Below are 22,157 nucleotides of genomic sequence, written 5' to 3' on the forward strand. Positions count from 1 at the left end.
ACACATCTTTGGAGTCTTATGTTAAAACCTCTTTTGCTCGTAGCGCTATTAATTCTTGGCGCCTGTAGCAAACAGCATGAATCCCTTAATCTTGCCGGTAATACATGGTTAGGCTATCAACCTCTTTATTTAATTCAAGCCAGATATGCCTGCCCTGACTGCAACTTAGAAGTGTTGCCTGGGCGATCTATGAAAATTACTATGATGCCGTCAACTACTATGGTGTTAAGGTTATTAGGTGCAAAACAGCTCGATGCAGCCATGCTAACCTTGGATGAAGCTATTAGTTTTCAAAGTAATACGGGAATTGCTATCTGTGTAGCTGCCGCATTAAGTTACTCTAATGGCGCCGATGCTGCATTGGTCATGCCTGGTTTTGATCCTAATAAGCAGCAATTAAAAGTAGGTTATGAAGAGACCGCTTTAGGGGGCTATATGCTGCATCGCACTGTCGAAAAGCTAGGTTGGCCCCGCGAAAAGTTAGCGATGCAATTATTAGTACCTAAAAACCATGTTGACGCGCTAACACAGGGACAAGTTGATGTTGTGATTACCTATGAGCCTTATCGTAGCCAACTAAAAAAGCAGGGAGCACAAGTGCTATTTGACAGTAAAGCGCTGACAGGTGAAATCGTTGATATTTTAGTGGTGCAGCAAGCAAGTTGGGCGCAGCACCGCGAGTTACTAATAAATATGATCGCCAAGCAATGGCAGGAGGGTGTGACCATCTTAAACACGTTTTCTGCCACTGAATTGGCTTTTTTGCAACAAAGTACCACGTTAAAAGCGGATGAATTAGCTTCTGCGTTATCGGGTATGCAATTTTTTGATGCTGCGCAGAACGAGGTTTTTCTAATTGAGAAACTGCCCATGGTCATTGAGCAGATGAATACATATTTGCTCAATAGTAAGCAAATCTCGAAGCCGGCTGAGCTCCCAGCTTGTGATCTGGTGCGTTGATGATTGCGCAGAGAATCCGTACTAACCGTTTTAGCTTAAGGCTAAGATTGCTGTTTATCTTATTATTATCTGCGTTTGTGCTAATGCTGATTGCCACCTTTGCTATTTGGGCTGAGCATCACAGACAAAGTCATAAGGCTAGCCAACAAGAGATATTAAGCATCGGCAGCTTGGTGCAAGGATCTATGAGTCGAGCGATAAGAATGCAGGCTTATGATGTAATTGAAGAAATTAAGGCTGAACTGCAAGCGCATCGTCGTATCCAGCGAGTGGTTCGCGTCTCTGAGGCTGCTGTGGTGATTGATGCGTACCATCCGCAATTTATTGGTGCTCTTGCTCAAGAGCTGTTCGTTGGTTTAAATAAAGAACAGCTTATTAACACAAGCCAAAGCGGTTTATTAGCATCGGAGTTTGTTGGAGCAGCGAATAAGTACATCGTTTATGTTCCACTCGTGGTGCCGGCCGTGGAGCTAGGTAAGCCACAAAGGCATGTGCTGTTATTCGAATATGAACATAGAGACGACTGGCAGCAGGCATTACAACACCGATGGTTAGAGCTGCTATTGGCTCTGGGACTTTTAACCACTGCTGGTTTATTACTATGGTGGTATCTACAACAAAAAATAGCCAGTCCTATTGAGCATTTACTCCAGGCAATAGAGGATTTTCATTTAGGTAAAACGCTTGCTATAACGCAAGCAGAACCATTATCAGAATTAGGTCAATTAACGTCTGCAATCAATAATATGGTTGCGCGTAGACAGCAAGACGAAATGGAATTATTGAAACTGTCTGCGGCTATTGAGCAGAGCCAGGACGGCATTTTGATTACCAATAAAGCGGGAGTAATACATTATGTAAACTCGGCTTTACTTAGTTTGTCGGGTTACAAGCCCGAAGAGCTTATAGGTCAAAACCCAAGGATCTTCGGTACCGGTAAAACGCCCGTTACAACCTTTATTGATATGTGGACAACCCTAAATGCAGGCAAAGCGTGGTCTGGTGAATTTATCAATAAAAATAGCAGTGGTATTGAATATATCGAGCGGCAGACTATCTCTCCATTACGAGATCCCCAGGGTAAGATCACGCACTTTGTTGGTATCAAACGTGATATTACTGAAGAAAAAGCACTGGCACAGCGTTTACATTTCTTAGCTTACTATGATGTTTTAACACACTTACCCAATCGTTTGGCGTTATTAGAGCAGATCGCTGTTAGGCAGAAGCATCCTACTACGCAGGGATTGCTGATGATTAACATTGATCGCATGAAGTTTATTAACGATGCTCGAGGTTATAGTTATGGTAATCAAGTCATTCAACGATTTGCCGAGCGTATCAACGCGCTTAGCCCACATTTCTTGGCCCATCTTGGCGCTGACAGTTTTTGTATCTTATTAACAGAAAACGACAAAATTGCACTAAACGAACAATGTCAGCAAACCGCCGATAAGGTATTACTTGCTTCCAAGCAACCTTTAAATGTTTTAGATGACGCTTTAGTTGTTTCTTGTAGTTTAGGTATTAGCATTGCTAACACCCTTACTGTTGGCGACGAGTTGCTACAACGTGCGGAAACCGCCATGCATATTGCCAAGCGGCAAGGTGGTAATAATTTGGCTTATTATAATGATGTTGATGGTAAGCAAGCGCTACTCATGTTTCAAACAGAAAAAGCATTACGTTTGGGATTGGAACACAACGAACTCAAATTATATTTGCAAAGTCAACTTGATGAGCAAGGACAACTGGCCGGGGCTGAAGCATTGGTTAGATGGCAGCATCCAAGCGAGGGGTTAATTTCGCCAGGCGTATTTATTCCTGTTGCCGAGCGCTCTGATTTAATAATCGCACTTGATAATTGGGTGTTGCAGCAATCTTGTCAAGTACTTGCCAGCTGGCAAAAGCAAGGTAAAAAGCTTACCTTATCAGTGAATATTAGCCCAAGGCACGTGCGCCATGTTGATTTTGTTTCTGATGTTACACGGCTCTTAGACTTTTATCAGCTTGATGCGACAGCCTTAGTTCTGGAAGTAACCGAGGGGATTTTAGTCGAGGATATCACCGCCAGTATTGCAAAAATGCAAACCTTAGCGGCCTTGGGAGTGCAATTTGCTATTGATGATTTTGGTACGGGGTACTCATCATTGTCCTACATTAGAAACTTGCCAGTACAAGAATTAAAAATTGATCAAAGCTTTATCAAAGGTATTCCGTTGCATACCAATGATGTCGCAATGGTTAATACCATTATCTCAGTAGCCCGGCAATTGGGCTTGCGTTTGGTTGCTGAAGGCGTGGAAACAGCTGAGCAAAATGCGTTTTGCCAACGAGAGGGACTTTGGGCTCAAGGCTATTTTATTGATAAGCCCTTACCTGTGGTGGACTGGCAGCAACGTTGGTTTAACCCTTAGGTTCAGCTAAGTGCGGCTTACCCTTTAAATACGATTGGCGGAACACCTGAAAATACGCGGCTAATACGGCTGCTGCTTCGGGCTCTTGCGCCATATCTAATACCGAAATAGCCACCTCTGCCGTGCACAATTGATGCAAATGTGCGGCTTCACGTAGCAAATAATCACTGGCTTGTTCCGGCTGAATACCCAGCACGGGTAGTGTGGCAAGATAGGGGCTTCGAAACATCTTTTTAGCTTCGCGCCACGTGCCATCTAGCATCACAAATAAGGGAATACGATCTGCAGTCGCCTTAGACAATGCTTGAGCATGACGTAAACAGCGCTCTGGTGCAGCATATTGTTCTGGGAAGATCACAATGGGCGCGTATTTAGGATCGGCCAGTAGCGCTAATAGGGCGGGATCGGGTTTTGTTCTATCCCACACAAAGGCATGATTATCGGCGGCAACATCACAAATTAGCCGGCCTGTATTACTAGGTTTGTAACACTCACCGGTATACATAATAAAGCAAAACGCCGCGCGCGCTAGCGGTTGGGGTTTAGCGGCGCAGATACAATCGGTTTGGGGTAATAGACAGGCATCGCAGCGGATCACTTTACTGCCGCGGGCATTAAATACTCGGGTGGCCTTAGCAAGTTCTTGGCGGCGTAAGGTTAAAATGGCGTTGCCCATAGTGCTATCCTCGTTGTAACACTTTTTGCTGTTCACTCGCTGCAGTGTTATCAGTTCTCGTGTTGTTGTTTTTTCGATGTCACGCCATTATCGTGCCGTTGCTGTATTGCTATCGTGCGGCTTTGCGTTACGATTAAATAATGACATTGCGTCAAGTGGCTAAGCCATACCACTCACCTTTGTCGCTACGAAACCACGTTTTGGCATGCCGCGCTTGGGGCGCATATTGTACTGGCTTTTATGTTAAACTGCGCGAGCTTTTCTTTTGTTTTATAAGCCTATGACTATTGCTAAGCACGCTTCGGAAATTACTTTACCAGCCCAAAACCAAGGTTGGCCTACCGTATTCGCTTTTTTATGCGCGTATTTTTCGCGGATAGCACCTGACGTTTGGCAAGCCCGTATTCAGGCGGGTAAGGTGTTTTGGTATCAAGGTGAACCTATTACCGAACAAACGCCATTTTTGCCCAGCCGCCGTTTGTGCTATTACCGCGAAGTGGCGGTTGAGCCCAAGATCCCGTTTGCACATCGTATTGTGTATCAGGATGAACATATTCTGATTGCCGACAAACCACACTTTTTGCCTGTGACGCCAGGCGGGGATTTTGTTAATGAGTGCTTATTACAGCGCCTTAAAAATGACACCGGTTTAACCGCGCTAGTACCAGTGCATCGCCTAGATAGAGATACCGCAGGCTTAGTGCTTTTTAGCAAAAATGCGGAAAGTCGAGCCGCTTATTATCAGTTATTTAGCCAGGGGCAGATTGTTAAAACCTATCAGGCCTTAGCCAGAGTGGATAATGATATGGCTGCCTCGCCGCTGCCTATGCAGTGGCAGTTAAGCAATCGGATAGAGAAAGCCGAGCCGCGTTTTTTAAATGCCATCGTAGCGGGAGAGCCAAACGCCTACTCGACTATTGCGTTACTGCACGTCAGGAAAGGTATTGGCCTATTTCGCCTAACACCTCATACAGGCAAAACGCATCAGCTAAGATTGCATATGCAAAGCTTGGGTTGCCCCATTTTGCACGATGCCTATTATCCTGAGCTTAAACCGAAAAATAGCAGCGACTTTAGTCAACCACTGCAGTTATTGGCAGCAGCGCTCAGCTTTACCGATCCGCTAAGCGGTGCAGTACAGCAGTTTCATTCCGCATTGCAATTACAGATGGCCCTGTAAAGCTTTAGCCTTCGCTGGTAAGGGGACTGATTTAGCCAGCGTTTCAACGCTCGATATGCTGATTAAGCCGTAAAGGTAACAGTTAAGCGAAACCGCTAAACCTAACGTAGCCTAACCTAATCTAACGTTGCTGCAATATTTTATCCAGTTGATTGGCAAACGCTTGCCGATCACTCTGGTGTAAACTGGCAGGGCCGCCCGATTGAATGCCGCTGGCACGCAGGGTTTCCATAAAATCCCGCATGGTCAGTTTTTGCTTAATGGTATCGGTGCTATAAAGCTCACCGCGAGGGTTTAACGCTAAACCGCCTTTCGCCAGTACCTCGGCTGCCAGCGGAATATCAGCGGTGATCACCAAATCGCCGACTTGAGTACGGCGCACAATTTCGTTATCAGCCTCATCAAACCCTTTGCTAACAGTAAGGCTACTAATATAAGGCGACGGCGGTGTGCGCAGCGGCTGGTTAGCAATTAATACTAATGGCAATTTTTTTCGCTCTGCTGCCCGATATAAGATGTCTTTAATGACTGTAGGGCAAGCATCGGCATCGACCCAAATGGTGAACGACATAATTCTTCTCGTTATATTTTAAGGATATTTTTACTGTTAACGGGGTACTTACGCAGTAAAAAGGAGAAAATGGGATGATGTTCTTACCGTTTTTCTCTTTTTTGTCTCTTAGTTTTATCTCTTTGTATTATCTCTTTGTTTTATCAGGGGTTATTGCTGTCCCGTTTTTGGAAAGCGATAACAAAAGCGCATGGCATGCGGATAGGGGTAAATATCTTCTACCACGCCCTTACGAATCGCATACTGTTTTTGCCGCCAATAGACAGGATCCCGTAATTCTGGGTGTTTGCTAAAAAGCATTTCCCGAATATCGGCTTGAGGTGTGACAAAGGTCGCAATTTGCTCGGGAAAAACATCACCGGGTTCAGCCCAGCAAGTGGCTTCAGCATTAACAGCATCTTCGAAGGTATCGGTTTTGGGTAACGCCCGAAAATTTACATCCAGTAGATATTGCACTTCATCATAATCGTAAAACACCACGCGATTGTGTCTAGTGACCCCAAAATTCTTTAACAGCATATCGCCCGGGAAAATATTGGCGGCAATCATTTGTTTAATGGCCTGGCCATAATCATCCATTATGTCGGCTTTTTGCGCCACGCTTGCTTGCTCTAAATATAAATTCAGCGGCACCATACGCCGTTCAATATATAAATGTTTAATAACGACCAGATCATCTTCTAGCTGCAGTGATCCGGCAATACTTTGTTGTAGCTCGGCCAGTAATTCGGGATGAAAGCGATCACGTGGTAAAGCGACATCAGAGTATTCCAGCGTATCGGCCATGCGGCCCACCCGATCATGCTTCTTTACCAGTTGATAGCGTGCTTTAACCGTTTTACGATCAAAGGGCTTGCTCTCGGCAAACTTATCGCGGATCACTTTAAATACATAAGGAAAAGACGGTAGGGTAAATACCATCATCACCATGCCACGAATTCCGGGCGCAGCAACAAAGTGATCTTTACTGTGACTAAGATGCGCCAATAGCTCACGATAAAACTCAGTTTTACCTTGCTTATGTAAGCCTATAGCGGCATACAATTCTGCCAGCGTTTTATGCGGAATAAGCTCACGTAAAAAGTGTACTAAGGCCGAAGGTACTGGACATTCCACCATAAAATAGGCACGCGAGAAGCCAAAAATAATACTCATTTGCTGCGGATCGGTAAGCAATGTGTCGAGATAAAGCCCTTTATTCGCGTCGTGTAACAGCGGGATGATAAAGGGTTGTTGTCCTTGCGGGCTCACCAGCCTGCCGACAAGGTAAGCGGCTTTATTGCGAAAAAACGGGGTACGTAAAATATCTAACCGCATTAAATGTACTGGGTTAGCCCCATGGCTAGATTGCGCAATAAAGCTGCGCAGAATGCAGCGGATATCGTGTTCTAAATCTATGAAAGGGGTATTAAAACCAAAATCTTCTATGATGGTGCGAATGCATTGCCTTAAGCCTACTTCAGCCGGGAAATAGCTTTGGTATACCGAGGATATCGGTGCGGGTAAGTGCTGTTTATCTAACGTCGATTCCACAAAGATATTTTGGTTATGAAAATATTTACGGGCAAATAAGCGACAAAACACTGAGTTATAAAAGGTTTCGGCCAGCTCGGCCTGCGGGTGAAACAGTAAAAATTCCAAATAATGTTGCTTAACTTGCTGCCACAATGGCTCGTTTACACATTCAGCCGGTAATTGCTGGCGCAAGGCATTAATGGTTTCATTAACGCGGGTATCATAAAATTGGATGCGCTCAGAGCTATCGCGTTGATAGGCTTGCCAATCGGCTTGCTCGAACCGCTCTCTGGCGCGGGCAGTAACCTGCTGAAACAGCCGAAAGTGCTTACGAAATCCTTTTAAAATAATATCGGCGATTTGCCTAGCTTCAGTCATAGGGTAGGTTTTTTAATAAAGATACCCGCACTTTACTGGTAAATACGGTTGTGATGCAAGTAAACAAAAGGGCGCCGTAGCGCCCAAATGAGAAGTATAAACGTTGCAGCTCGCTTAGTTTGTTTGTATCTGAGTAGCCGTATTTTTCATAGCCTGTTGTTCGACCGGTTGTTCCTCATTACCATAGTCAAACATTACTGCTAGCACTAACACCACAGAGGCGGCTAGCATTAATTTAATCATTAGCGGCAAGCAAAAGCGGAACCAGTGACCGTAAGGGATACCGGCGATACCAATAATCCCCATCAAAATAGCATTAGTGGGAATAATCATATTAGAGAAGCCGTCACCAAACTGGTACGCCAAAACTGCAACTTGACGTGGAATTTCCAATAAATCAGACAGAGGTATCATTAATGGCATGGTGACATAAGCCTGACCACTGCCTGAGGGAATAAAGAAATTGAGTAGCGTTTGTATGATAAGCATGCCTACGGCAGCTGCTTCAGCGCCAACATAAGAAAGTGGCATAGACATGCCATGCACCAGCGAATGTAATACTTGGCCATCTTCTAAAATCAGTGAGATCCCGCGTGCGACACCAATTAATATGGCGGTAGTGGTAAGCTCCATGGCGCCTTCAATAAATTTTTGCGCAGCCGTATCAACCGATACTTTGCCAACCAAGGTAATAAACAATCCCCAAGCAATAAAGGCGGCACCAAGTTCATATAAATACCAGCCATTAACCCGAATATTGTACGCCACGATCCCAATAGTAAGTACAAAACTGCCCAAAATGAGTTTGTGTGCCAGCGTGAGTGTGGGATAGTTCACACTATGTTTGTCACCCAATGGACAAGGCAGATCTTTCACCATAGAGTTATTGGGATCGGCAATAACCTTCTTGGCATAACTCCATACATGATGAAAACCGATAAGAACAAAGGGTAAAAAGATAGCTGCTCGCACTTCCCAGCCTGATAAAATAGGAATGTCAGCAATTTGCTGAGCAATTACCAGTGTAAAGGGGTTAACAGCCGAAATACCATAACCAATACCATAACCGGCAACGGTCATCCCTACCGCAGTCATTGCATCTAAACGCATGGCTTTACACAAGGCCACTAAAATTAACACAAAAGGAATATATTCACCGGCGGTGCCAATAAAACTGGAAGCCATAGCAAAGCAAAAAATGACCATAAAAATGAGCATGTGTGGTTTGGTACCAAAACGCTCAAGTAAACGGCCAATGAGGGCATCGACAGTGCCGGTTGCACGCGCAATCGCTAGAACACCCCCTAAAATCATCACAAAGAAAATCACATCCTGTGCAGCAGCAAAGGCGCGGGGTATGGCGGTAAGTAATTGCCAAGGGGAGAGATAGCTGCGCTCCTCAACCAGCGCAAAGGTGCCCGGCACAACCACCGCGCGGCCATTAGCCAGCGTTTCGGTAGCAAAAAAGCCTTGCGGCACGATCCAAGTAGCAATCATCGCAATTACCATCATGCTGAATAACAGCGTGAGGGTATGCGGAACTTTAAATTTTCCCATAAGTTAACCTTAGCTGCGCGCTAAGCGCATTATTATTGTGTTTTTATCGTATTGAACCGTTTGTTGGCCACAGCGGGCGATAGACAAAACGGAGTAGGCAAGTCTACCCGATGCGCTTGCTTTGAACAAATACTAGCAGCACTGCATGCTACAGCCGTTTGCTACCCTTTTCGGCTTTTGCCTCTAAGACGCATAAGTAAATGTAGCTTTGACGCTGTGATTGCTTTTTAAAAACTGTCGCAGGTTAGGGTAACATATCCTTTTAAAAAAGTAGGAGATGCAAACATGGTGGCGCAAGTGGAACAACATATTGGTAAAATTGCGTTGTTGGTTGCTGATTATGATGCAGCCATTGCCTTTTATACCCAAAAGCTGCAGTTTCGGTTGGTTGAAGATACTCTTTTGGCTGGCGGTAAACGTTGGGTAGAAATTGCACCCCCCAACACTATTGGCACGCATCTATTGTTAGCACGGGCAAGCAATGACGCGCAACGCCTCGCCGTTGGCAATCAAGCTGGCGGTCGAGTATTTCTCTTTTTACAAACAAATGACTTTTGGCGAGATTATCATCAGATGCAAGCCAATGGCGTTATTTTCAATGAAGAACCCCGAGAAGAGGCCTATGGCACGGTAGCCGTGTTTCAGGATCTTTATGGCAATAAGTGGGATTTATTGCAATTGCACACTACCCCATAACATGCGCTTATGCTCGGAACTTATCCACGGCCTGTGTTTCCTACGATATCGCACGCTAGGGGTGAGTGCACGATATTCTTAGCAAGTCAGGCTTGCTCTGGTAAAAGTCATTGTATACGCTAAGCGTTTTTTTACGCAGGAGCGCTGATTTGCCGTTATTTCCCATTGTGGTTTTTTTAAGTGCTGCCTTGTTGTTTTTAGTGCAGCCTATGTTAGCGCGCATGTTGCTCCCTTACTTTGGTGGTGGCGCACAAGTATGGGCAGCGTGTTTACTGTTTTTCCAAACACTATTGTTGGCAGGGTATGCTTATGCGCATCTGTTAACGCGTTTTTGTGCGATCAGGCGACAATTACAATTGCATGCTGTATTGCTGTTAATCGCTATGGCATCGTTACCTTGGCTGCTTACGCCTGAGTTTACCACTCGTTCGGACTCGCCCCTTGGTGGGATCCTTGCGGTGTTAGCGCTCACTATCGCGTTACCTTACTTTGTGTTATCTGCAACTGGGCCATTACTGCAGCATTGGTTTGCTGCGGCATTTCCTTTGCGCTCAGCATACCGTTTATATGCCTTGTCTAATTTGGGCTCCTTTGCAGGCTTATTACTTTATCCGTTTGTGATAGAGCCTTACTTACCCTTGGCGATGCAGCGCGCCGTTTGGGCAGGTGGCTTTGTTATGTTTGTGTTGGGGTTATGGGCATTGATATGGCAATTAATCGTGCCACACCGTAGAGCATCGTTAACCCACTTAACTGTTGCGCCACTGAGCGTTAATGGGCAGCCGTGGTTACGTTGGCTTGTATTATCCGCGTCTGGCGTGGTGCTCTTACTCGCGGTAACGCAGCAAATGACTCAAAATGTGCCACCTGTACCTTTTTTGTGGATAGTCCCGCTGGCCCTGTATCTGCTGAGCTTTACGTTAGTGTTCAATCGCGATAGCTGGTATCAGAGGAATATTTGGCTGTATTTATTTGGTATTAGCTTAGTGATGGCGTTGATACTTTACTATTTAGGCCGACAATTTGATTTGCTTTCACAATTAGTGTTGTACTTAGTCTTGCTGTTTAGTGGTTGCATGCTGTGCCATGGCGAATTGGCGCGCAGTAAGCCCGCGCAGGGTGCCTTAACCGCGTTTTATTTAGTGTTGGCGAGTGGAGGAGTGATTGCCGGCGTGTTTGTAAACTTGCTGGCCCCGTTGCTGTTTACTACCTATTGGGAGTTTCCGTTAGTACTGTTGGTTATTCTGTGGTTGGTGGCATTACCGAATTGGCGTCAGCAAGCTTGGTGGAAAAGTACTCTAGCGATTGCAGGTGGAGGCCTCTTTATGGGCTGTTTTGTGCTGGCAGAGTTTGCTTTAGGCCAGCATGATGTTGCGAAAAGCCGTAACTTTTATGGCAGTTTGACGGTGCGTGATGTACCTGTGGCCGGAGAATGGCAGCGGCAATTAATTGATGGCACCACCAGCCATGGTGCGCAGTATTTAGCCGCTGAACGGTCCAGCACGCCACTCAGTTATTATCGCCCGGGAACCGGTGTCGCTTTGGCCATTCAACATTTTTTACCGGCAGATGTCGCCAGAACATCGCAGCAGTTGCAACATCGGCGTGTGGGGTTAGTCGGGCTTGGGGCTGGGGCATTAGCGGCGTATGGTCGGGCAGGGGATAATTTGCATTTTTACGAAATTAATCCCGCCGTGGTCGCTGCGGCAGATCAGCATTTTAGCTATGTCGCAAACAGCGCGGCGCATGTTCAGATCCATCTTGGTGATGCACGCCTTGTTCTCGCTGAACAATTAACAACGCAGGGCAGTCAGGACTTTGATGTACTCGTACTCGATGCCTTCAGCAGTGACGCTATTCCGATGCATTTGTTAACGGCAGAAGCCATGCAACTTTACTGGCAGCATTTGCTACCAGACGGTGTGCTGGCAGTGCATATCTCAAATAACTACTTAGATTTAAGTTCTGTGCTGCGTAATCAGGCAACGGCGCTTGGCTTAACGGCGGTGTTTATTCCAACGGCTGCCGATAGTGAAAACCCAGCAGCTACCGAATGGGTATTGCTAAGCCGGAATACGCGTTTTTTAGCACAGCCAGAGCTTACGCAGGCGTTGCGGCCGTGGCCAAGGCCGTTAACACCTGCATTATACTGGACGGATCAACACAGTAACTTGTTTCAGGTGTTAAAGTAGTCGCCAAAGCGTAATGCTATGGCTGGGCAGGATGGCTAAGTGTTACGTGCGATCGGTTAATAGAAGACAGTTGCTAGAAGATAGCCACTAGAATATAGCTATTGGAAAATTGTTGATTGCATAGAAACCCCGAGCGATAAGCCGTGTAAAGGAGTACGCACGGGGTCTTGTCAAGCGGTTACTCTGTGCTGATGCGCAGTCGTTGTGTTGTAGTGAGTTTGCCATTGGCCGCTTGCAAACAGGGAGCATCTTTACTGACTCGGATCAGATAAGGTGGCTCGCTAATGGTCGCCGCGGCAAAGTTACTGTGACACAGCGAGTGACTTAAACTGCGATAGTGATCGCGGCTAAACAGGGGGCTTTTGCTTTGTAACGGGCTAGCGGTATTCGTCAGAGGCGTTTTGTCCGCTGCAGGTATTAACGTCAGTGTACCTTGCTGAAAATAAGCGGTATCACCTGTTGTTAAGCTGTACGTTTGAGCCAGCAGTTGTGTGGCGCTTGCGTCGGGTTGCAGTGCGCTAATGTAAACTTCGCCTGCCCCAGTTGCCGCTAACTGGACAATTCTTTCTAGTTGGCCTTCTGTTTGGCTTGCAGTTTCGCCCTGAATTTGCTCTTCTAGTTGCCCTTCTTGTTTGAAACCTAGATCAACCAATAACGCGGTCGCTTCATCTATGCCAAATCCTAGTGGGGTTTGTGTAGCCTGTTGTAATACCAACAAGCGCGCTTGCCGTCCACGTTCAGCAAAATGCGTATCTAAAATACCCAGTGGAAACAATCCTAATCCCCCCGCGGCGGTGAAAGTAAGCTGGCGCTCACTCATTTGTTCTGGGCAGCGTGCTTCAGTACGACAACCCGGCCATGGCGGCATAGCGGCTTTAGCGCCGTACTGCAGTGCATGATAGCTATCACCATTGGTGATCATCGGTATGGGTAAGGCTGCTTCGGGGGTAAATTGATTACCACTCATTACCGCTGTGCCCGCACTGGTGCCTCCGACTATCAGTCGTTTTTGTTTAATGCTCTCCACCAGCGCAAGCAGTTCCGGCGTTGCTAAGCCATCCTGCTGTCGTAATGCCAGATAGGTCAGACTTTGATCGCCACCATTAAAAAATATCCCATCAGCATCTGCCATCAAGGCAACTATAGCTTGGCTACCTTTATTACAGAGTTGCTGTTTATTGGCAAAAAGATCGGCATAAATCTGTTCGCGCCGATAACTGCCATGTAACTGGGCTAAATATTGAGGTAGGGCATCACAATTTTTTTCAGACAGTGCGCGTTGCATCGCGGCGGTTAAAGGCAACCACTGTGCGTCAGCACCGGCTTGACGAAACACATCAACATAGAAATCGACAGCCGCAAAAGGATCACGTGATGAGGCCGTAACAATTAAGATCTTCGGTTGGGTACGGCCCTTCGTCACGGCTTTTTCTGCCGCGAGTTGCACAAATTGCCGATAAAGCATAGCCGATTCGGTGTCTGCAGTGTGTGCCAGATCAACCTGTTCAGTGAGTCGGTACTTGCCATCAGTACTTAACGTAGGCACTTCTAGATAATCTAAAACGGCATTAAGCTCGCGCTCAGAGAGTGCCTGCCACAGCGTTTCACCGCTTTGAGGGGACGATTCACTCTCGGTTTCTGCTCGCCATAACGCGATCAATTGTTGTTCACTAATCGGCTGAGGGGTTTTCTGTTGTAAAGCACTGAATAAACTGACTAATTGTGGCTGCAGATCGCGACGTGCTTCACTAAAAATCTCGGCATTCGCGAGCAATTGAATGGTGGACGGGTGTAACAGGTAACGATTAGCCGTTTTAGCCAATTCATTAAAGGTGGTATTTTCTACGCAGCTTGCTGCAGACATTGAGCTGCAGGTTGCTAAACCGCCACCGATTAACATTAAATCATAGTTTGCCGTGGGAAGAGACACCACAGGTTGAGCTGCATCTTCGGCAGTCGCCGGATCGTGAATTGGCGAATTGGGCTCGTCTGTTAGGACGGGCTCATGTGCTACTGCAGGTATGTCTTGAAGCTCGGTAACCTCTTGCAAGACCCGTGCAGTGTACTGAGTATTTACCGTTTCAAGCTGCGACTCGGAATTCAGAGGGGGTTGTGCGTTGACGAATGAACTAATAACGAATAATGATAAGCAAGATAAACGCATTTAACCTCCTGTTGCACAATGCTGTGGCTTTTCAAATGTTCCCCAAACTACGGGCTTGCCTGCGCTCACCAAGCAACGACCTTTGGCGAATAGGGTGTCTAGGCTTAAATCGTGGCGATTGAGCAGCAGCATATCAGCATCTTTCCCAACTGCAAGCTGCCCTTTTTGTTTTAGCCCTAAAATATTTGCAGGCGCAGCTGTTACGCTAGTAAGGGCGGCACTGAGTTCAACTTGATACTCCAATACAGCACTTTGGAATGCCGTTAGTAAACTTTGTACTTTACCTACCTCTAGGCCAATTAATTCACCATTGGCATGGTAAATCGGCAAGCTGGCATTACCGTCAGAGCTCATGGTGAGTTGCATTGCCGGGATCCCCGCCGCGAGTGCTCTTTGCAGTGCCGCCGCAGCCGCCACTTCGCCATGTTGTAAATCATAGGCAGTAGTACTGGTGGTAAAATCAATGACGCCGCCAGCTTGCGCAAAACGTAATCCTGCCTGAAACAGGGCTTCGTTGCGATTAATATGCGTAGGGTAGAATTGTTTTAGGCTTAATTCAGAGCCTGCGACTGCGTCAAACAGCGGTTGCAGTAGGCTTTTGCCACTGCCAACGTGCACACTTACGATGCCTTTTTTCCCCGCTAACATGCCGCCAACTCTTGCCGCAGCAGCAACTTTACGTAATTCGCTCAGCGTGGGTTGTGATGAGCGATGATCGCTAATGGCGATTTCGCCAACACCGATAATTTTATCAATTAAAATAAGATCGTCTGTAATATGGCCAGTAAGGGTGCGACACGGGATTTCGTAAGAGCCGGTATGGCAATAGGTACTTATTCCCTCCGTTTCTAATGCATGGGCTTTTGCTAAGAGATTGGTGAGCGTGCGCGTAGTTGCGTCAGTGCCAAGAACACCTATTGCCGTTGTGACTCCGGCAAGCGTGGCATCGGTAAGCTGCATTTCCGGTGTACGCGTGGCAAATCCGCCTTCGCCACCACCGCCAATATAATGGACTAAGGAGTCGACGAAACCTGGTACGAGCAATTTGTTGCTGCCATCGATCACCGTAACCGGTAAATTGCTGTTTTCCAGCGTCAGGTTTTCACTGATTGCGGCAATCCGATTGCCAGCAATCAGCACATCTTTAATCCCCTGTGCAGTGGGAGCAAAAACGCTGGCACCTTTTATTAGAATAATATGTTCCAAGTTTACCTCGTTATTGATATTTAATGGCTACAGCGAGCAACATAAACAGGCTGGCGAGCGCAAATAAGCAAAGTTGTAATTTCCACATAAATTTAAACCAGACGGTCCAATCGACACGAACAACGCCTAAACAGCCAATTAATGCCGCGGAAGTAGGAATAATACAATTCGTTAGGCCATCGCCCAGTTGGAAGGCCAGCACCGCAATTTGCCTTGATAGCCCTAACATGTCAGAGAGTGGTGCAATTAATGGCATTGTTAGTGCTGCCTGACCGGAACCCGATGCCACAAAGAAATTAAACACCGATTGCATCACCAGCATCAGCCAAGCGGATAGCCAAGCCGGAAAGTCGCCAAGGGCTTGGCCCGAGTAAAACAGTAAGGTATTGAGTACTGAAGGCGACTCAGGATTATCTCCCCCCAAAATCAGAACAATCCCTTTTGCCATACCCACAATAAGGGCTGCCGGCAGCAATTCTGCTGCGCCTTGTTTAAAGCCATCGGCCGCATCATTCATGCTAAAGCGTTTTCCGATAACAGCGATGACTGCGATAACAACACCGATTGTAAAAAATTGGCTGGCAATTTCGGGGATATAGTATTCGCGCTGGGTTACTCCCCAAATGATCCAGACTAAGCCTAAGAAAAATACCGTTAAAATAACACTGTCTAATCCCGTGTAGTCTGAGGTTACTGTCGCTTTTTGTTGTTGGCGTAGCCGTTGATCGGTGTCAAAACTGAGCGAACGCGTGGGATCTGCTTTCACCTTTGAGGCATAACGCATGGTGTAGAAAATACCGAACAGTGTAAAGGTCCCCCACATCCAATACCGTAGGTATGCACCAGAGAGCAGGGGTATATCGGCTATTCCTTGCGCGATAGCCACATTAAACGGATTCATCCATGACGTCGCAAAACCGATTTGTGTTGCCACATAGGTCACCAGCACAGTGGTAATGGCATCGTAGCCAAGGGCTAACATCAGCGGTAGCAAGATAATACAAAATGCGATCGCCTCTTCCCCCATGCCAAACACGGCACCGCCAAGCGAAAATAAGCTAAACATGAGCGGAATAAAGAGAAACTCGGCGCGCTTAGTTTTATCAATTAACGCGATGATACCGTTATGAATGGCACCGGTTTTCATAATGATCCCAAAAGCACCGCCGGTAAGCAGGATAAATGCAATAACCCCTACTGCAGAGCCCCATTTTGAGCCCGATACCATTCCTTCAAAGGCATAGTTAAAAAAGCCTATCTCGCCGCCTTCGGCAAACAAAGGGACACCGTTATGGCCGTCACTAGCCAATTGAAAACTCTCAGGATCTAGCTTGCCTTTGGTTTTTGCTGCACCGGTTGTTTCCGTAGCCAGCTCAGTGAGACTAAAGCTGCCCGCAGGCACCAGATATGAGGCAAGCGCCGCCAGTATCATCACAAAAAATAGGATGACAAAAGCGTCCGGCATACTGGCCGGTTTTTTTGTTGGTTCAGTCATAAAAGTCGCCTATTTGTTGGCTGCCAGCAGTCACTGGCAGCCAGCGGTTTTAGAAGAAATAACTAAAGGATAGACGATAGTTTCTTCCTAGCGCGTCATGATTAATAGAGTCAAAACCGCGTGTAGTACCAAACACTTTAGGTGGATCTCGATCAAGTAGGTTATCGATGCTGAAGGTCACACTGGCACGGGTAAATTCGTAACCAAGGTAACCCCGCAAGGTGGTCCAAGAGGCCACATCGCGCTCACCGTTTTCATCTAATACCCCAAGCGCTGCCATCTCGGCTAGATCACGGGTTCGTAAGCGGCTTATATCATCTGCATAAGAAGCTGTATAATTAGCGGCTAAACCGGTGCTGAAATTATCGGCACGCCACGAGACGCGTAAGTTGGCAATGTTACGCGGATAGCGATAGGTTCCAACCAGTGATTCAATTTCATCTGAGCCCGCTTTGTTACGCTCAAAAGATAAATAGTGCGTCCAATCGATGTCTACGCCAAGCTTACCTTGGGGGAGTTCAAAAGTATGGCTTAAACGGGTATCAATGCCTTTCACTTGCTGACGACCGACATTGTCTAGCAAAATGACATGATCACGTTGCAATGGCAAGCTGGTGATCCTTGCCGGCGTACTGCTCACCCAATTGTTAAGGATTTGCGTCATATTGGCGTCGGCGTTGGTTAAATTACGACCTTGGCTATCTAGCACCTGACAAATATTGAAGCGATCACGTCCCACCGCTAAATTGGGATTTAACGAAATACCTGTTTGCCCTTCAGGCACTAAACCACAATGTCGTTGCGTCACATCTCTGATACTACGTGCCATGGCAGCAGTTAAATCGGTATCAACCAGTTTCTTATGATCAAACTGCCAATAATCAACGGTAAGCGTGGTATTACTAGTTGGGCTATAGCCAAAGCCCACACTAACGGATTCTGACGTTTCGGCATCTAACTCCGGATTACCGAGTTCTAACACATTAACGCTACTGGTACCGCCTAAGCCACCACAATAAAATTGATTGACTAGTTCATTGGCTGAGCAATCATAACGGGCGGTGGTGGTACGCAATTTCACCCCGGATTGTGTTAAAGAGGGCGCGCGGAAGGAGCTAGCCCAAGATGCCCGCACAACTAACTCATCGGTAGGCCGATAGGTAAAGCCAATTTTCGGATTAAAAGTGCCGCCAAAATCGTTGTAGTGATCATAGCGTCCTGCGGCCAATAGCTCCAGTTGTTGGGTTAACGGAACGTATACTTCGGTAAAAACTGCCGCTTGGTTACGACTGGCAGACGAGAGGCTGGAACCAAACCCAAACACATCGACTAAATAATTATTTTCAAAGCGAGCCTGCGCATTAAGTGACGGTTCGTCAGTGATTTTTTCGCGTCGTAGCTCTGCACCAAAGGCGGCTCGAACCATTTGCTCATTAAAGGAAAATAGCTCGCCGCTGATCCGAGCGTCCCAACCATAGAGTGTACTCAAACCATCCCGTGTCGGCACCTCTTGTGCCAAGGCCAAGCGGGCCTCATTTACTGCGTCGTTTTGTAAGAACGGATTATATAATCCAACCAAATTGGCCCCGGTATTACAGCTTAGCGTGTTGCCAGTTCGGCTAGCAATGCTACTATCTGAACAAAGTTCGCCCGCTATCGCTGCATGGTATTTGTAGCGATTATAAATCCCTGCAACAGCCTCTTGCGTTGATTTAGAACGAGAAAGTAATAAAGCACTTTCCCAATCCCATTCTCGATAGGTTCCAGATAAACCAGAGACTAGACGTACGGCTTCAGTGGTTATATCAATGGTTCTTGGCGTGTTAAAACGCGCATCAAATTGAAAACCAAACAGTCTGCGGCCCGTGGGTGATAAAAAGGGATCGAGGTAAATGTCATCATCACCAAACGTAATAAAGCTATTATCGCGCGTGGTACCCGGGAAAATATCTAGCGATGATTCTGGCGCCCAAGCACCTTCGGCATCATTTAGCTGATTAATCGGTGCGGGGCTAGATACCGCCGTTGATTTGGTTCGGGTATAAATAACGTCCGTTTGCCAATTCAGAGTAGAAGATAGGTCTTTATTAAACATTAATCCCGCAGCAGCGCTTTGAAACGGGCTACGTAGCACATCATCTTCATTAGGATAGTAGGCACAAATACGTTCGCCAAATTCAGTGGTAACAAGCGGAGTGGCACAGCCTGGCGTCGCTATTTCATCGCCACTAAGCGTGGATAGATAATAAATATTTGGCGTGCCTTTGGGTAAATAGGAGTAGTTACTCTGTAAAATGGGCGCACGCGTGAAGGCCCGATCGGTCGAACGAAAATCTTGGCGATCGAAAATATCGGCGAACAGGGTTAAGTTTCCTCCAGCGAGCGCTTGTCCCCAAATAATATTCAGGTTTGCGGTACCTTCATCACTTGATGCCGTGCTATTACCATAAGAAACGTTTACTTCTGCCTTGTCGTAATCTTTCTTTAAAATGTAGTTAATAACCCCAGCAACGGCGTCCGCACCATAAATCGCTGAGGCGCCGGTAGCTAAAATTTCCACTCGCTCAATGGCCGCTAATGGAATACTGTTAATATCCACAAAGTTTTGTGTGCCGGCGGCAAACGAGGACGCGGCAACCCGTCGCCCATTAATTAGCGTTAGGGTTGATGCGGGACCTAAGCCTCTTAATGAGGCTGCTGCTTGTCCGGCAGGGGTTGAGGTTGACGTCGCGCCACTTTCGGAGGTTGAAAAGGTGCCACTGCCTCCGCGTAACTGCCCTAAATCTTGTAATAACTCATATAAAGAACTGGCGCCTGAGTTTTTAATATCTTCAGCTGAAAGCACAACAAGGGGTTGTGCGCCCTCAAGATCCACACCTTTAATGCGGGATCCGGTAACAGTGATGCGCTCGGTAGTGGTGTCGTCGATGTCGGTATTGTTCAGATTTTGTTGTGCACTGGCAGAAAAACTTACAGCAAATGCGGCAGCCATAGCTAATGATAGCGAAGTGAATTGTGTCATATTTTTATACCCCTGGGATAAAGTCAGCCGCATAGCTAACGCCAACAGTAAAATGTTGTAAGGCGCAAGAATGCTGATGCAGCTGAAGGCTTCATCAATGCTTTTTTAGTTTTTTATTTAGTGGTGCTGAGTAAAACCAGTAGAAGCAGGTAACCATGCGTAACACCCTATTACAGGGTTAAGCAAAAGTAACCTGGTGCGTTTCTACTCGTTAAACCACTCCGAGAGGTAGTATGACGAGTAGTGATATGATCCGAGTTGGATGGCTTTCTTTAACATATCGCTACTTAATAAGAATGCGTTAATATTGGATGGGCAAACAATTTATAGCGTAAACTTTAAACGTTTTGCCAAAACATCTGGGCAGTACACTTACATCATGGTTCGATTAAATAACCAACCCGCACTAATAGATTTACTTGTCTTATCGAAAACTGTCAAGCAACAAATGCACGTTTGTTAAAATAAATCTTAGCGAATACAGACACCCGCTTAGCGTTGTGTTTAGGACCAAGAGTTAGAGGGAGTATGCACAGGCTGTATCATGATGTTATAGGATTTAAGCCTACAAACAACGCCATAAGCTAACATTTTTTTTTGGTATTGATTAGAGGCGGGTAAAAGGCCTCTTAGCGTCACGCCGCAGCATGGGCTAACGTTAAGAGGCCGCAATAATCACGTAAACAGGTGAGTGTTTTTCGGTTCGCCGTTAAACTTCCAGATAATCTAAGATACCCTCGGCAGCTTTACGGCCCTGCGCGATTGCAGTTACCACTAAATCAGATCCTAATACCATATCGCCACCAGCAAAAATTTTATGCTGGTTAGTTTGTAAGGCATAGGTGCTTTTTTCACTGGCAACAACACGACCTTTGGCATCTAAGGCCACGCCCATATCAATCAGCCATTGTGGTGGGCTGGGTTGAAAGCCAAAAGCGATAACCACGGCATCCGCTGGTAAAATTTGCTCTGAACCGGCAACCGCGACTGCGCTACGACGCCCTTTTGCATCGGCGGGCCCCAGTTCTGTTGTCACGACTTTTACGCCGCAAACCTGTCCAGCGCTGTTAAGTTCAATGCCCAGTGGTTGTAAGTTGAATAAAAATTCAACGCCTTCCTCACGGGCATTTTGCACCTCTTTGCGTGAGCCTGGCATATTTGCTTCATCACGCCGATAGGCGCAGCTGACTTTGGTAGCACCTTGGCGAATCGACGTCCGGACACAGTCCATAGCGGTATCGCCCCCTCCTAGCACCACAACAGTCTTGTCTTTTAAGCTGACAAATGGATGCTCAGTTTGCCATCCCATTAAATTGTTCACATTACCAATTAAAAAGGGGAGGGCTTCATACACGCCAGGCGCATCCTCGTTCACTAAGCCGCCTTTCATCGGGGTGTACGTCCCCAGCGCTAAAAACACCGCGTCGTACTCGTCTAGCAAGCTATTTAAGCTGACATCAACGCCAACGGTGGTATTCAGCCGAAATTCGATGCCCATTTCGGTAAAAATCTTCCGACGTAATTGCAGCACGCCTTTTTCCAGTTTAAATGGTGGAATACCAAAGGTCAGTAAGCCGCCAATTTCTGGATAACGATCAAATACCACTGGCGAAATACCATTTCTAACGAGCACATCGGCGCAGGCTAATCCTGCCGGTCCTGCACCAATAACGGCCACCTTTTTATCGGTTTTAGTTACAGCAGAAAGATCCGGACGCCAACCCATTTCAAATGCTTTATCAGTAATGTATTTTTCAATACTGCCAATTGTTACGGCGCCGAATCCTTCATTTAAAGTACAGGCACCCTCGCAAAGACGATCTTGTGGGCAAACCCGACCGCAAACCTCTGGTAAGCTATTGGTCTTATGTGATAACTCTGCCGCTTCAATAATTTTGCCTTCGTTAGCAAGTTTTAACCATTGTGGGATGTAGTTATGCACGGGGCATTTCCATTCACAATATGGGTTACCGCAATCCAAGCAACGATCAGCTTGGCCAGCTGCTTGTGTAGAGGTCAGCGGCTGATAAATTTCTACAAATTCAATAGTTCGCTCACTGTGCGTGCGTTTTGGCGGATCAATCCGTTTAACATCGATAAATTGGTATACATTCTGTGCCATAACGCC

14 protein-coding genes are annotated in these 22,157 nt (G+C 46.5%); 5 read left to right on the forward strand and 9 right to left on the reverse strand.

Annotation, left to right across the window (positions count from 1 at the left end; all coding sequences use genetic code 11):
- The first annotated feature begins 18 nt into the window (after window positions 1-18).
- Window positions 19-960: a type 2 periplasmic-binding domain-containing protein gene (locus IE070_RS03970; RefSeq protein WP_189480684.1), complete on the forward strand. Its 942-nt coding sequence runs from the start codon at window positions 19-21 to the stop codon at window positions 958-960.
- Window positions 960-3,377 (forward strand): putative bifunctional diguanylate cyclase/phosphodiesterase, encoded by a 2,418-nt coding sequence (locus IE070_RS03975; RefSeq protein ID WP_189480686.1) that lies wholly within the window; start codon window positions 960-962, stop codon window positions 3,375-3,377. The genes IE070_RS03970 and IE070_RS03975 overlap by 1 nt, the downstream gene beginning before the upstream one ends.
- On the opposite strand, the gene IE070_RS03980 is transcribed toward IE070_RS03975, so the two are convergent.
- The gene (locus tag IE070_RS03980) at window positions 3,367-4,053 is read right to left on the reverse strand and encodes a tRNA-uridine aminocarboxypropyltransferase (protein ID WP_189480688.1); all 687 of its coding nucleotides are present in this window, start codon (window positions 4,051-4,053) and stop codon (window positions 3,367-3,369) included. The two genes, IE070_RS03975 and IE070_RS03980, sit on opposite strands and share 11 nt — an antisense overlap.
- 265 nt (window positions 4,054-4,318) lie before the next feature.
- On the opposite strand from IE070_RS03980, the gene IE070_RS03985 reads away from it, so the two are divergent.
- Window positions 4,319-5,233 (forward strand): pseudouridine synthase, encoded by a 915-nt coding sequence (locus tag IE070_RS03985; RefSeq protein ID WP_229796910.1) that lies wholly within the window; start codon window positions 4,319-4,321, stop codon window positions 5,231-5,233.
- A 121-nt stretch (window positions 5,234-5,354) separates the two neighbouring features.
- On the opposite strand, the gene IE070_RS03990 is transcribed toward IE070_RS03985, so the two are convergent.
- The 3 genes from IE070_RS03990 to IE070_RS04000 all read right to left on the reverse strand — a co-directional run bounded on the left by IE070_RS03990 (window position 5,355) and on the right by IE070_RS04000 (window position 9,254).
- Entirely contained in the window at window positions 5,355-5,804 is a 450-nt protein-coding gene (locus IE070_RS03990; RefSeq protein WP_189480689.1) for a YaiI/YqxD family protein, read from the reverse strand.
- Window positions 5,805-5,954: 150 nt separating this feature from the next.
- Window positions 5,955-7,697, reverse strand: coding sequence for a bifunctional isocitrate dehydrogenase kinase/phosphatase (gene aceK, locus IE070_RS03995; protein ID WP_189480691.1), 1,743 nt, complete (start codon window positions 7,695-7,697; stop codon window positions 5,955-5,957).
- A 114-nt stretch (window positions 7,698-7,811) separates the two neighbouring features.
- Window positions 7,812-9,254 carry a YfcC family protein gene (locus IE070_RS04000; protein WP_189480693.1) on the reverse strand — a complete coding sequence of 481 codons (1,443 nt, stop codon included), beginning with the start codon at window positions 9,252-9,254 and terminating at the stop codon, window positions 7,812-7,814.
- Window positions 9,255-9,539: 285 nt separating this feature from the next.
- Between IE070_RS04000 and IE070_RS04005 the strand changes: the two genes are divergently transcribed.
- Entirely contained in the window at window positions 9,540-9,950 is a 411-nt protein-coding gene (locus tag IE070_RS04005) for a VOC family protein (RefSeq protein WP_189480695.1), read from the forward strand.
- Window positions 9,951-10,099: 149 nt separating this feature from the next.
- The gene (locus IE070_RS04010; RefSeq protein ID WP_229796911.1) at window positions 10,100-12,142 is read left to right on the forward strand and encodes a fused MFS/spermidine synthase; all 2,043 of its coding nucleotides are present in this window, start codon (window positions 10,100-10,102) and stop codon (window positions 12,140-12,142) included.
- 178 nt (window positions 12,143-12,320) lie between these two features.
- Here IE070_RS04010 and IE070_RS04015 read toward each other — a convergent pair whose 3' ends face one another.
- The 5 genes from IE070_RS04015 to IE070_RS04035 all read right to left on the reverse strand — a co-directional run bounded on the left by IE070_RS04015 (window position 12,321) and on the right by IE070_RS04035 (window position 22,151).
- Window positions 12,321-14,306, reverse strand: a complete 1,986-nt coding sequence (locus IE070_RS04015) for a cyanophycinase (RefSeq protein WP_189480698.1) — start codon at window positions 14,304-14,306, stop codon at window positions 12,321-12,323.
- Window positions 14,307-15,512 carry a beta-aspartyl-peptidase gene (gene iadA, locus IE070_RS04020; RefSeq protein WP_189480700.1) on the reverse strand — a complete coding sequence of 402 codons (1,206 nt, stop codon included), beginning with the start codon at window positions 15,510-15,512 and terminating at the stop codon, window positions 14,307-14,309. It lies immediately after the preceding gene.
- 10 nt (window positions 15,513-15,522) lie between these two features.
- Window positions 15,523-17,007 (reverse strand): putative basic amino acid antiporter YfcC, encoded by a 1,485-nt coding sequence (gene yfcC / locus IE070_RS04025; RefSeq protein WP_189480702.1) that lies wholly within the window; start codon window positions 17,005-17,007, stop codon window positions 15,523-15,525.
- Between the two features lie 49 nt (window positions 17,008-17,056).
- Entirely contained in the window at window positions 17,057-20,029 is a 2,973-nt protein-coding gene (locus IE070_RS04030; protein WP_189480704.1) for a TonB-dependent receptor domain-containing protein, read from the reverse strand.
- Window positions 20,030-20,738: 709 nt separating this feature from the next.
- A complete protein-coding gene (locus IE070_RS04035) occupies window positions 20,739-22,151 on the reverse strand; it encodes a glutamate synthase small subunit GltD family protein (protein WP_189480706.1) in 1,413 nt (470 codons plus the stop codon).
- Window positions 22,152-22,157: the final 6 nt, after the last annotated feature.

Origin of the sequence: Alishewanella tabrizica (assembly GCF_014652375.1) — a bacterium.
Classification (GTDB): domain Bacteria; phylum Pseudomonadota; class Gammaproteobacteria; order Enterobacterales; family Alteromonadaceae; genus Alishewanella; species Alishewanella tabrizica.